We start from the raw sequence: 12487 nt of genomic DNA on the forward strand, positions 1-12487 counted from the left end.
TGGATATTTTCTGGGGTGTTACACCACATGCCAGCGCAGGGTGAATAAGGTGTTGGTTTCGGTTTTTTCCTGCAGGCGCTGCTGCAGGGATTCGATCAGCTCATCGCGCTTATCAATGATTTCGTCCTCTACGGCAAAAATCTCCTGCCGTTGGCGCCGCTGCTGTTTTTCCAGCGCTGAAATCTCCTTCTGGATACCGGCCTGCTCCTGGAGAGTTGCTGCCTTGCGGGCGTCGCGTTTAAGTTGAGCAATCCGCGCCTTGGTATTTTTCAGTGCTTCCTCTGCAGCCAGCAGTTTGTCATCAGCCCACTTTTCTAGCTTGTCTCGTTCTTCATCAAATAGGCGCTGATTGAGGTCGAGGATGTCGGCAATAGCTGCAGCGATATGGCGATCACTATTGGCGTTTAATTCCAGGGGCGGCTGATCAGTCAGTTTTTCCGCATAGCTCTGGGCCTCGACGGCCATTAGTTTTTCACAGGCTTCCTGATCCAGTGTTCGCCCATCATCGGTAAGGCCAGAAAACAACAGCGCGTCTGTAGTTTCAAAAGCAGTAACTTCAAGTCTGTCGAGGCGCAGCCAGCCAGACTGCCCTACCATGTTTTCCACTTGGCTGATCTTGCTGCCGTGGGCACTGTAATTGAAAACGAGTCGAGCTGCAGGCGTAGAAGATGCCAAGCTGGTTTCCAACGCCCATTCGCCTAGCGGATGGCTAAGGCGGTAAGCATGGGCAAGCATATCTGGCTGAGCTGCACCGCGAATCAACTGGTAGCGCCCAGAGGCGATTGGTGGGCTAATTCCTGCTGGAGACTGCTTCAAGGCGAAGGCATAACTGGCGTGGTCAAAGCGTGCCTGCTTTTCCAACGCAAAACGCGTTGCTCCCCAGAACCAGCGGCCTAATCTGTCAAGGCGTGCTTTGGTTTCATCCAGGCGTAATTTGAGGCGGTCGTGTACGTCTTCATCAAAGTTTTCTAGCAGTTGGCTTTGAGTGTCTTGAATCCGGTCGTTGATTGCTTCTTCCAGCTCGACCTGAAGAGCATTGAAAGCATGCTCGATTTCGTCGGGGTGGCGACAGGTGTCATAGATGTTGAGAATGCGTTTTTCAAAATCGATGCCGCTTTCTATACGCCCTAGCACCTCGTCCGATGCGCCGAAAACCCCGGAAAATAGATTGAACTTCTCAGATAACAGCTCCAGTACGCGCTGATCGGCCTGATTGCGGGTGTTGAGGAAGTTAATCACCACAACATCATAGCGCTGACCATAACGATGGCAGCGGCCAATTCGTTGCTCTATCCGTTGTGGGTTCCAGGGCAGGTCATAGTTGATGACCAGCGCGCAGAACTGCAAGTTGACCCCTTCAGCAGCCGCTTCTGTGGCAATCATGATGTCGGCGCCAGTTCCATCGCCCTTCCGGAAATGGTCGATCAGAGCGGTACGCCGATCAACCTGTGGCGAGCCCGTTACTCGATCTGTGCCCCGATGCTCAATCAGCCATTGCTGATAAATAACCGTGGTGTCTGGATGGTTATTGGTTCCGCTGAACAGTGCCAACGATCCGTCATAGCCGTTCGATGCCAGAAATTGGTAGAGGTATTCTTGTGTACGCTTGGATTCCGTAAAAATAATGGCTTTACGCGGAGCGCCAAGTTCAGCCATGTTATTGAAACCATGCTGAAGTGCCGTAAGCAATGACTGGGCTTTGGTATCACTTTTCAGCCCCTGAGCTAGGACGATTATGTCTTTTAGCTCGACAAGCTCTTGCCGTATCGTTTGCTTCTTATGCTCTGGCCCTCGTATTCCCAGATCACTCGCCGCTGAGTTTTTTGAATCTACTTCGTCGGCCTCGTGGCTTTCTTCCTGGCTTTCCTCTAGGTAATCAGTTTCAAGGTCATCATCTTCGACCCACTGTTCAAGCAAATTAACTTTTTCTGCAGCCGCTTCATCAACCAGCATCTGCTCAAGCCTTGCGCAGATAGTTGCAAGCGTTGCCAGGATGGCAGGAGTGCTAGACGCAAGCAGCTTGCGAAGAATCAACCCGGTTAGGTGGCGTTGTCGCTTAGGCAGCGCATAAGACTCCTCCCGCAACAGAAACGCTGAAACGCGTTCATAAACAGCTTGCTCTTCATCGGTAGGATTAAACGGCTGAGTTAGGGCCTTGCGTTCTGTGTATTGAATGTATTCCAGTACATCTTTGCGGAGCGTACGCTGGGTAAAACCAGCCAGCCGACCGCGCAACTCCTCGAGCCCATCGGGGTTGCTAATGTATTGTTTGCGGAACGCTTTTTCATCACCAAAAAGATGCTCGTCAATTAAAGTCGACAGGCCATACAGCTCCATGAGCGAGTTTTGCAGCGGTGTTGCGGTGAGCAGGAGCTTTTTACGGCCCTCCAAGGCTCGTCGCAAAGCCTGGCCGGTACGGTTACTCGGTCGGTGAGCATTGCGTAGCTTATGGGCCTCATCGATAACTACTACGTCCCAAGGTACTGCACGCAACTCCGCTTCAAGCCTGGCAGCAAACTGATAAGACATAATGATGACGGTCTTACCCGCCAACCGTTGAAGGGTGTCCAGAGCGCTTCCGGCAGACTGTTTGCGAAGAGCGACTGCATCCAGAACTGTGGTTGGAACAGCAAACTTCTCTAACAACTCCTGCGCCCACTGCTTACGCAAGCTGGCTGGAGCAATGATCAAGAGCTTGCGACGGCGCTCAGCCCATAGTTGGCAAAGTACCAAGGCTGCTTCAATCGTTTTGCCCAGGCCTACTTCATCAGCAAGCAAGACCCCCTGCTGGAGCGGGTTGCGCATGGCAAACAACGCAGCCTCAATCTGATGCGGGTTAAGGTCCACACTGGCGTCAAAAAGTGATTGTGACAATCGATCCACGCCGTCAGCAGCATGCCGTCGCGTCAGTTCATGGGCGTAGTATTTTGCGTGATACGCGGTGATCAAAACTGACTCCTAAAGGCTGGCTAACGGGCGCTACTGATCAAAAACTGGGGTAGAGGATAGCGCATTTGCCTATTTTTCGCGTCAAACCAAAGCCGATGCGGAGCCTGCTTGTGATAGCACTATAACCAATGGCTGGGTATCGCTACCTCGAAGTTCTTGGAAACCACTTGTAACGTGTTCAATATTTCACGGTGACGAGTTTGCTCCTCGGTGCCCCACTGATCGCGACGGGCCAAGAGTTTACTCAGCTCACCCAGGTTATACATACCCAGCCGATGAAAGTTACCCCAAGTTGGAAGTCCAAACAGGTTATAGATAACCTCTGTGGAATCACGCTCACTGGCCAGGCGCTTTTCGCCTTGCAGCTTGGTTGCGGCCGTTTCGGCATCGTCTTTGTCTTCGTAGGTATTGAGTAATTTCATGGGATCGTGGTGATGGTAGATTGAATGATGCCGGAAACACGCATAGTTGAGGTCAATGAGGCAGCGGGTGATGCTTGCGAGTTCGGCCGCGGGCCATAGCGCCTGGCTCAGTTTGTTTGAAACTTGATCTGGCTATTACACTTAAACAGCCACACTCCGAACTACCCGTTCTTGCGTACCATCCTCATTATTCCAGCGTAGCGAAATTGAAAATGTCAGCTGACGGACGTCGAGCGGGATGTCAGCCAAAAGGTAATATTGTTCTTGCGGAGCCAGCGCGGGGAAAGGTATTTTTGCCTCGAAATCTCCACTCACAAGCGGGTTACAGTCATTGTCTTGCTCTAAGCCGAAGTAAATATTAGTCGCTATCGCCGGCCCCGCATTTTTGATAACGAACTTACTCATCTGGCCTTCTTTCTCTAAACTGATAGTCAAATTGGCCTTCAAGACTTGCTGCTCGCGCTTTTCGAAATCAGCTAACTGCTTCCGGCTTAGCTCGGCGTGAACCTGTTCGAGTTCCAGCAACTGAGCATGATTTTTTCTAGAACGTGAGAGCGCAGTCAGTGATACCACCACGGCAAGCACGGATATCAAAACACTGATTATTTCAAACAAGCTCAAACCATTTCCTCAAGCATAATGCCGTTTCACAGAACCCTGAGCCTGCGAGAACTCGGCCACCGACTTACAATGCCTTCAACTTGTGCATGCCAACAGCTGCATTAAGGGTGCTCAGAACAGCTGTCTTCTGAATCCAAAGCACCTGCAGGATATGTTGGTAGTAGCTCGACGATTTCTCCAGAGTCCTCATCTTCAACCTCTACCCCGTAATCATCACAATACGGGCACCGCTCACGGCCATCATCAAAGGCATGGCGCTCACAAAAAAAAGCGCCCTCACCCACAATTTCATGCATGTAAGTTACCAGAACACGCTCTGCCTCTTGATCACAAACCAAACACTTAATCATTAACCTTCTCCGTCAGACAAAAATCAAAAACAAACTGCTAGATCTCACTAGCACTTTGTTCTGCCTAGACTCAGAAGCTTAAACGACCTGTAATCGCAAAACCATGTGCTGTGCGTTGCAAAGTTGGAAGTGATCTCAAAAAAAGAATCTACAGAGCTAGTTTACGCGAGTGTTAACTCAACCAGTCGCCCAAAACCTAGCCAGGTGATGGAGATTCGCTTCATTTTGCCCAAGGCGTAGCGGACAGGATACGCCGAGATGAATCTGTGATGGCCCAGGTGAACAGCCACTCCCCGGAACAGGTGATGCACGGACTATTCCCAAAGCGTGTCTCAGACATGGTGCTGGATGCCATGACGGACAATGAGAAGCTTTCTATGTAGGTGCTGGGAGATGAGCAAACGCAAAGGGGCTTTGCCTTGCTGATATTGCGGATGTTGGCTGGATCAAAAACAGTTCCCCAGAATTTATAACCTTCACCCTAAACACCCATCATCCTGACACCAACCCGCTTGCAACCCCTGTCATCAAGGGGCTAATATTAATCCACATAGATATCAATGTGTCAGGTCAAAGCATGTCTACATCAGAGAAAGTGACCCGTCAATTGCAGCGCATGAGGCGGGGCGTCCCGTTTTCCATCAATCAGTTCCACGAACTGGGCACTGCTACGTCTGTGCAAAAAGCGCTGAGCAGGCTTGCCCTAGAAGGTGTGATTGAACGAGTAGCCAAAGGCATTTATGTGCGCCCAAAGTCACTGGCCAGCATGCCATCAATCAAAATCACAGCAAGCGCAGAACAGATCGCCAAAAAATGGGCATAGCAGAACGGCTATACACTGGTTAGACAAGGCATTGAGTCGGCTTATCGACTTGGCCTTCAGACACAGGCACCGGTAAAAACAGTGTTTTGGACAAACGTCGACAGTAGAACGTTTACGGTAGGCAATGATGTTGGATGCTACCTGGCAGAGCTGGACGAACTTCAAGCTATAGCTTTTCCGTAAATGACGGTTGCCGCATATCACCCTGGCTACGTTCTTTGGGAAAAGCTGACTGGCATGCACCAATTTTCGACCCAGGAAAAAGACCCAGACCCGCATCGACTGGCAAGGCACTGGTATGACGTAGATTGCATTCTTCAACAAGATGAATTCAGTGATGCCCTTGATGCAACTGACGCAATGACGGACGTGGTGACCATGAAGAGCCAGCGGTGGGCACAAAAGGGTTTCACCTTTGAGAAAGTGCTTGAAGGCCGGTTGGTTCTTGTGCTGGAAGGGGAGCGGCTTGAGCAGATTGCAGCGGATCATCAAGCTGCTATTGAGGGCAGGATGTTTTTGGTGTTCCGGATGATTTTGGGGCGATTGTTTCAAGGTTTCGGAAAGCTCAGGGCAGGATAAATGCCGGCATCAGCCGCAAAAAGCCGAGCAAATCTCCCAAATAGCAATCGAACGCCATCACCGGTGTAACCTTATGTTTAGCGGCACCTAGGTAGCGTCGCGAAATGGGAGAAGTGCAAGTCCGAGGGCATGTGATTGTTAGGTTGCTATAGCTGTCGAAGATAGAGAACTATTTTCCAAATATCGTCTTCTTCTAGAGCACTCTTAAAAGGGGGCATTGCCGTTTGCAATGGAACCCCGCCTTCAGAAATTGTCCAGAATAGATAACCATCAGTTGCCATTGGCATCTTACTAAACATCGCAATGTTGGATGGTCTGGGAGTTAAATTTATACCAGCCTCACCGTCACCTTGTCCTGATGTTCCATGACAGCTTGCGCAGTTGTATTCATATAGCACTTTCCCTTCTTTGATATTATTTGAGGTGCTTTGCAGAGGGTTTACTTTGTTTGCATATTTTTCATCGATACCATTTCGCATGACGAAGCGATGCCTGATCATTGACATATTCATCATACCTCCTTCCATCATACCTTTTCCGCCCATCATGCCTCTTCCCTCCATCATCCCCATTTGTCCATATACATATATTGGTAAAATGAGAGTTGCTGATATTCCCAAACCAAGAAGAATCTTCTTCATACGTCCCTCCAAATTTCTTGTACCCGTGGATTCAACCAATAACCGCAGCACCGCTATTTTATAGTGCTCCGGAATATTCACCCCAGAACACCTCTGCCGGTGTTCGTTAGCCCAGCCGTTTCCTGGGCCGGTTATTCAATTGCTCAATCACTCGATTGATGTGTGTTTGGGACAGTTGTCGGTACTGCATCACTTTGGTCGGTAAAATCCGTGAGGGTACCGGCAACGGCCCTCCAACCTCTACCTGATTACGTCAAAGTGCTGCAGTTATTATCTGAATTCACGCCTTCAGCGCCAGAATTCGCCTGGCACCGTTAAGCACAATGATTCCCGTGATGCCGCCGATAATCAGATCTGGATAATTGGATCCAGTCCACGCAACCAGGGCTCCAGCGATAATGACGCCTATATTGATCACCACGTCATTGGCGGAGAATATCCAGCTTGCCTTCATGTGTGCGCCGCCCTCTCTGTGTTTGGATATCAGCAGCAGACAACTGGTATTGGCGATCAATGCGACGAATGCGATAACCATCATCATCAGCGACTCAGGTTCACTACCGAATACAAAACGTCTCACTACCTCTACGAGTACTCCGAGAGCCAATATCAGTTGGAGCACACCGGCAAGATGCGCGGCACGCAACTGCATCTTTACAGTATGCCCAACGGCATAAAGGGCAAGGCCATATACGGCAGCGTCGGCAAAATTGTCGAGAGATTCTCCAATCAAGCCGGCTGACTGTGCGATTAGACCGGCAGTCATTTCCACCACAAACAAGAGGGCGTTGATGCCGAGCAACCAGCGCAGGGTGCCGGACTCTTGCCTAGCGGAGGCCACAGACTTTTCGGCGGACTTGATTTCCTCTGGATCGGCAGCAACGGTCTCCTGAAGAGAGGCCCCTAGCCCCAAGCTCTGCAGCTTCGCTGTGATGGGCTCGACCTCGCCATTATGTACAACCTTCAACTGACGGTTTGACAGGTCAAAGGATAGAGTTCGAATCTCGTCAAAACCGTTTAGGGCCAAGCGGATCAACCGCTCTTCTGACGGACAGTCCATTTTCGGTACTGCATATTCGCTCACCCATTCTCCTGATGCTTTGGGAGAAATCGACATGTCGACATCCGCTGCAGGCGTTGCTTCACAGCCACTTTGGTCACCACAGGTTTTACTCACGAAACGACTCCACTTGAAGAACCTTGTGCTACCATTAAAAACCATATAGCCACTATAAGGTCAACCGGATAAAGAATTCGCGGAGGAGGAGCTCGATGCGCATTGGCCAATTGGCGCGGTTAGTGGAGGTGGATACACAGACGATCCGCTTTTACGAGCAGCAAGGCTTGTTACCGCCACCGGATCGGCAGGAGAATGGCTACCGTGTTTATACCGAAAAGCATGCTGAGCTGCTGGCCTTCATCCGTCGCTGCCGAATTCTGAACCTGTCACTAACAGAGATTCATGAACTACAGAGCTATCAGAACGACCCTCACCAGCCTTGTGCTGCCGTTAACGCCTTGCTCGATGACCACATCTCTCATGTGCGGTCGCAGATAACAGCTCTGCAAACGCTTGAGAAGCAACTGGTTTCATTGAGAGGGCGTTGCAACGATGGCCGGGAAGTTGAGGCTTGCGGGATTCTTGCTGGAATCAGCGAGCGAAGCCTGCTTCAGTAATAGGCTGAAGCATCAACCGGAAGATCCGATGAGATGTCTGTCCCATTCTCGCGCAGGGGGTAAGAACAACCATTTAATCCGGATCCCCCTTTAGGTTTAGTCTGCCACAAATGGCGGCACGTGAAATCCTTCAATCCGAAAGTAAACGCTTCTTCTCTTCGAACTCGTCCTTATCGATCTCTCCTTTCGCAAAGCGTTCTTTCAGGATATCGAGCGCTGCCTTAGATGATCGCCGGTTGTCGCGAAACGGCGCCCCTGAGCCCCCGCCCAACCAACGGACGAGCAGAATCACAACCGTGACGGCTGTGGCAAGCACCAAAATCATCATGATCGGGCCGAAAATCATTCCGTACCAGGGCATCATTTCCCATCCATGTTGCATAACGTTTCTCCTTCAGTTGGGTTTACCCATGTTTTTCTCATCTTCAGTCATAACGCTCTTCTTGCGATTCAGGCCACGTGCAGGAAGTAAAACACTCCAATGAGCGTCTTCATCGCTTTAGTGGTTCAACAATCTTCGCCTCGAAATCGTCTTTTTCTTCCTCAGACATTCCAGCGCAGTCGTCGCCACAACACAGATCCACGACCGTCATACCGACTTCTATCCCGAGGATCCGAACAATGCCGTCAGGGTCGGGGCATAGAGCCGACCACCATGCATTATCCGGCATTGCCGTAGCCGGGAAGAGCGCCTACTGCAACTCCGTGGGTTTATTCATTTTCATATACCGCCGATATCGACCTGCTGTCCTTGCCGGTGCACCCCACGGTAACCCCGGAATCGTCAGGGTGTCACTTTGCGCGATCTTGCAGTTCCTGCTGATGCTCCAGCATTTGCTCCATCATCAGTTGCATCTGATCCATCCGTTTTTCCATAAACTGAACGCGGTCTTCTGAGTTAATAGCAGGGTTGCCCTGGCTCGAATTTCCCTGCACCCCCTGACCGTGCATCATTCCTTGGCGATTCATCATTCCTGGGTTATTCATCATTCCCTGACCATTCATCATTCCTTGCCTGCCCATCATGCCGCCCCGCATCATGTGCATCTGCTCTTGCATGAGTTCCATATGTTCCTGCATGAGCTTTTGCCGGTTTTGTCCGGAACTCACACGCATTTTAGGCGCCATCTCCTGCATGCGGGACATGTTTTGCTGCATTTGCTGCATCTGCTCCTGGGACATCATCCCACCAGGCATCTGCTGGTTACTCGAACCCTGCGCCCAGACAACCGGTGTGGCCATAATCAAAGAAATTGCGATTACTCTGGTAAAACTCTTCATAGCGAAGCTCCTTAACGAACTCGATTTGCGACACCTTCATTGAACAGCATCTACCTGAATCGAACCTGAATTTATGTTTAGATCAGCCTCTCGATTGCTGTACGTCATTTTCTCTGTGGCTGGTCGAGTCAATCGTCAGATTGCGTTGATCACTTCAGACAACATATCCCTCACCTCACCCGCAATCTCTTTGAGTTGCTCATTTCCAATTGCTGTCATGGATGAAACGGGGTCAACCGCACTGACTTCAACACCCCCGGTTGTTTCGCGAAGAATGACGTTGCACGGCAGCATGGCGCCTACCCGAGGTTCTGCGCCGATCGCTTCCCAGGCCATGTTCGGATTGCATGCGCCGAGAATCAGGTAGGCAGGCATATCCTTGTCCAGTTTCTTTTTCATGGTCGCCTTGACGTCTATTTCCGTTAAAACCCCAAAGCCCTTGTCGGCCAAGGCTTGGCGTGTTCGTTCATCCACTTCCGCGAAATCTGCGTTTTCAATAACTCGATTGATTGTGTAAGACATAGAAACCTCCAATTTCGTTGAGTTTTTACTGCCTTAATCCAGTTTAACCACCCTCAAACGGAGTGCGTTGGCAATGACGCTCACCGAAGACAGTGACATCGCCGCAGCGGCAAAAATCGGTGATAAGAGAATCCCTGCAACTGGGTAGAGCACACCGGCCGCAATCGGTATACCAGCCGCGTTATAAACGAAGGCAAAAAACAGGTTCTGCCGTATGTTGCGCATGGTCGCGATTGATAAATGACGCGCTTCGACAATGCCCATCAGATCCCCACGCAAAAGAGTTACGCCTGCGCTTTCAATAGCCACATCCGTGCCCGTACCCATAGCAACGCCGACATCGGCCGTAGCCAACGCAGGGGCATCGTTCACACCATCTCCGGCCATCACCACGATACGGCCCTGATCCTTGAACCGCTGGACGATCTTCGCTTTGTCCTCTGGCAGCACTTCTGCTTTAACTTCATCAATATGGAGCTTGCGCGCGACGGCTTCGGCAGAGGTTTGGTTGTCCCCTGTCAGCATAACCACGCGGATGCCGTCCTTCTGCAACGAGGTTATAGCTGCTTCGGTGGTTGCTTTGATGGGGTCTGCAATGGCAATCAACCCACAAACCTGATCGTCCACCGCAGTGAATATCACCGTGGCTCCATCCACACGAAGCTGATCTGCCTCTTCTTCATAGGCAGAGGTATCGACGCCCTGTGACTCCATCAACAACCGGTTACCAATCAGAACGCTTTTCCCATCAATCTTGCCGGTTACACCTTTACCATTCGGCGAGTCGAAATCCTCTGCATCCGGCAAGGCAAGTTCCATGGCTTTGGCTTTATCAAGAATCGCATGCGCCAGCGGGTGCTCACTGCCCTTCTCCAGGCCACCGGCATATCGCATCAGATCTTCATCACTGAAGCCGTTTGCAGGAACCAATTTCGTCACCTTGGGCTTGCCTTCAGTCAGTGTGCCGGTTTTATCGACCACCACCGTATCGACCTTCTCCATACGCTCAAGAGCTTCGGCATCACGGATCAACACGCCATTTTGAGCGCCCCGCCCTACGCCAACCATGATTGACATAGGAGTAGCCAGGCCAAGAGCGCATGGGCACGCAATAATCAGCACGCTCACCGCTGCAATAAGGCCGTAGGCCATTGGAGGCGTTGGCCCGACGACTGACCAGACGATAAAGGCAATAACGGCGATCACGATGACCACTGGAACAAACCAGCCGGACACTTTGTCTACCAAAGCCTGAATCGGCGCACGGCTGCGCTGTGCATTTGCTACCATCTGCACAATCTGCGATAGCATGGTGTCGCGCCCGACTTTGTCAGCTCGCATGATGAAGCCGCCTTGCTGGTTCATGCTGCCACCGATCACTTGGTCACCCGCCTGCTTGCTCACAGCCAGGGGTTCACCAGTCACCAGGGATTCGTCGACATTGGAGCGCCCCTCAAGAATCTCTCCATCCAAGGGCACTTTATCGCCCGGGCGTACTCGCAAGCGGTCACCGACCTTCACCTGATCAAGAGAAACGTCGGACTCACCCCCGTCATCGTCCAGCTTTCTTGCCGTGGCAGGGGCCAGATCCAGCAGGGCTTTTATCGCACCCGAGGTTTTCTCTCGTGCACGGAGTTCCAACACCTGCCCAAGCAACACCAGCACCACAATAACGGCAGCCGCTTCGAAATAAACGGCGACCGAGCCGTCCGCCTGGCGGAAAGCATCGGGGAAAATCTGTGGAACCAAAGTCGCGACAAGGCTATAGATCAGCGCAACGCCAGTACCCATTGCGATCAACGTGAACATGTTCAGGTTGCGGCTGAGCACTGATTTCCAGCCTCGCACAAAGAACGGCCAACCACTCCAGGCAACAACAGGCGTTGCCAGCACCAACTGAATCCAGTTAGAGGTTTGCGGCGACAGGATGTGATCAAGGCCTGTGAGGTGGCCGCCCATTTCAAGCAAAAACACCGGAAATGCGAGCAGCAGACCAATCCAGAACCGACGCGTCATATCTGTAAGCTCTGCCGAAGGCCCATCGTCAAGGCTCACTTGCTCCGGCTCCAGGCCCATACCGCAAATAGGGCAATCGCCAGGCCCTTGCTGACGAATCTCCGGGTGCATCGGGCAGGTATACATGGTTCCGGGCGCTACCGGCTCCGCAGGCTCCTGTTTCTCCCCGAGGTATTTATCCGGGCTTTCATCAAACTTCGTCTGGCATCGGGAAGAACAGAAATACCAGGTCTTGCCAGCATGCCGGCTGCGATGCTCTGCCGTATGGGGGTCTACAGACATCCCGCAAACCGGGTCTTTTACCGCGTGCTCATCGTGATGTTCATGCGTGTCGTTTTTGTGCTGGCGTGCGTGCTGATGCTCACTCATTTCGCGCTCCTGCTTTGTCCGCTGGCCAGTCCGCAAACGCAATGAAGTACAGGAAGACCAGGTTCACCATTGGAATAAGGATTAGGACTCCCATCCAGCCCGGGAAGCCGGTGCGCTGACAAATTCGCCAAGCGGGTATAACCGCAACAATGGCAATGACCAGCATCCATAGCCAATGCCCTGCCCACATGGTGTTACCAAACATATCCCCTTCCATCATAGGATTACCCTCCGATT

General features: G+C 51.5%; 15 protein-coding genes and 1 pseudogene. 4 read left to right on the forward strand and 12 right to left on the reverse strand.

Going from position 1 to position 12487, the window contains the following annotated elements; all coding sequences use genetic code 11:
• Positions 1–18 precede the first annotated feature (18 nt).
• The 4 genes from ACN0RL_RS09635 to ACN0RL_RS09650 all read right to left on the reverse strand — a co-directional run bounded on the left by ACN0RL_RS09635 (position 19) and on the right by ACN0RL_RS09650 (position 4342).
• Positions 19–2949, reverse strand: coding sequence for an SNF2-related protein (locus ACN0RL_RS09635; RefSeq protein WP_417516123.1), 2931 nt, complete (start codon positions 2947–2949; stop codon positions 19–21).
• 119 nt (positions 2950–3068) lie between these two features.
• Positions 3069–3371: a hypothetical protein gene (locus tag ACN0RL_RS09640; RefSeq protein ID WP_417516125.1), complete on the reverse strand. Its 303-nt coding sequence runs from the start codon at positions 3369–3371 to the stop codon at positions 3069–3071.
• A 141-nt stretch (positions 3372–3512) separates the two neighbouring features.
• A complete protein-coding gene (locus ACN0RL_RS09645; protein ID WP_417516127.1) occupies positions 3513–3992 on the reverse strand; it encodes a hypothetical protein in 480 nt (159 codons plus the stop codon).
• Positions 3993–4093: 101 nt separating this feature from the next.
• Positions 4094–4342 carry a hypothetical protein gene (locus ACN0RL_RS09650; protein WP_417516129.1) on the reverse strand — a complete coding sequence of 83 codons (249 nt, stop codon included), beginning with the start codon at positions 4340–4342 and terminating at the stop codon, positions 4094–4096.
• A 206-nt stretch (positions 4343–4548) separates the two neighbouring features.
• On the opposite strand from ACN0RL_RS09650, the pseudogene ACN0RL_RS09655 reads away from it, so the two are divergent.
• From ACN0RL_RS09655 to ACN0RL_RS09665, 3 genes and pseudogenes are all read left to right on the forward strand, one after another.
• Positions 4549–4815, forward strand: a pseudogene (locus ACN0RL_RS09655) (hypothetical protein); the annotation flags it as partial.
• 104 nt (positions 4816–4919) lie between these two features.
• On the forward strand, positions 4920–5165 hold the full coding sequence (locus ACN0RL_RS09660) for a DUF6088 family protein (protein WP_417516131.1): 246 nt from the start codon (positions 4920–4922) through the stop codon (positions 5163–5165).
• A 183-nt stretch (positions 5166–5348) separates the two neighbouring features.
• Entirely contained in the window at positions 5349–5744 is a 396-nt protein-coding gene (locus tag ACN0RL_RS09665; RefSeq protein ID WP_417516133.1) for a nucleotidyl transferase AbiEii/AbiGii toxin family protein, read from the forward strand.
• Positions 5745–5890: 146 nt separating this feature from the next.
• On the opposite strand, the gene ACN0RL_RS09670 is transcribed toward ACN0RL_RS09665, so the two are convergent.
• Complete coding sequence (locus ACN0RL_RS09670; RefSeq protein ID WP_417516135.1) at positions 5891–6385, reverse strand: c-type cytochrome; 495 nt, start codon at positions 6383–6385, stop codon at positions 5891–5893.
• Between the two features lie 280 nt (positions 6386–6665).
• Entirely contained in the window at positions 6666–7562 is an 897-nt protein-coding gene (locus ACN0RL_RS09675) for a cation transporter (protein WP_417516137.1), read from the reverse strand.
• A 95-nt stretch (positions 7563–7657) separates the two neighbouring features.
• Between ACN0RL_RS09675 and cadR the strand changes: the two genes are divergently transcribed.
• On the forward strand, positions 7658–8062 hold the full coding sequence (gene cadR, locus ACN0RL_RS09680) for a Cd(II)/Pb(II)-responsive transcriptional regulator (protein ID WP_417516139.1): 405 nt from the start codon (positions 7658–7660) through the stop codon (positions 8060–8062).
• 130 nt (positions 8063–8192) lie between these two features.
• Here cadR and ACN0RL_RS09685 read toward each other — a convergent pair whose 3' ends face one another.
• The 6 genes from ACN0RL_RS09685 to ACN0RL_RS09710 all read right to left on the reverse strand — a co-directional run bounded on the left by ACN0RL_RS09685 (position 8193) and on the right by ACN0RL_RS09710 (position 12470).
• On the reverse strand, positions 8193–8444 hold the full coding sequence (locus ACN0RL_RS09685) for an SHOCT domain-containing protein (protein WP_417516141.1): 252 nt from the start codon (positions 8442–8444) through the stop codon (positions 8193–8195).
• Positions 8445–8553: 109 nt separating this feature from the next.
• Positions 8554–8733, reverse strand: a complete 180-nt coding sequence (locus tag ACN0RL_RS09690; RefSeq protein WP_417516143.1) for a hypothetical protein — start codon at positions 8731–8733, stop codon at positions 8554–8556.
• Between the two features lie 121 nt (positions 8734–8854).
• Positions 8855–9343, reverse strand: a complete 489-nt coding sequence (locus ACN0RL_RS09695) for a hypothetical protein (protein ID WP_417516145.1) — start codon at positions 9341–9343, stop codon at positions 8855–8857.
• Positions 9344–9478: 135 nt separating this feature from the next.
• Entirely contained in the window at positions 9479–9865 is a 387-nt protein-coding gene (locus tag ACN0RL_RS09700) for a DUF302 domain-containing protein (protein WP_417516147.1), read from the reverse strand.
• A gap of 33 nt (positions 9866–9898) precedes the next feature.
• The gene (locus tag ACN0RL_RS09705) at positions 9899–12250 is read right to left on the reverse strand and encodes a heavy metal translocating P-type ATPase (protein ID WP_417516148.1); all 2352 of its coding nucleotides are present in this window, start codon (positions 12248–12250) and stop codon (positions 9899–9901) included.
• The gene (locus ACN0RL_RS09710; RefSeq protein ID WP_417516150.1) at positions 12243–12470 is read right to left on the reverse strand and encodes a hypothetical protein; all 228 of its coding nucleotides are present in this window, start codon (positions 12468–12470) and stop codon (positions 12243–12245) included. Before ACN0RL_RS09710 ends, ACN0RL_RS09705 begins: the two co-directional genes overlap by 8 nt.
• Between the last annotated feature and the right edge of the window lie 17 nt (positions 12471–12487).

The sequence above is a fragment of the Marinobacter sp. genome (genome assembly GCF_048259445.1).
In the GTDB taxonomy this organism is placed as follows: Bacteria; Pseudomonadota; Gammaproteobacteria; order Pseudomonadales; family Oleiphilaceae; genus Marinobacter.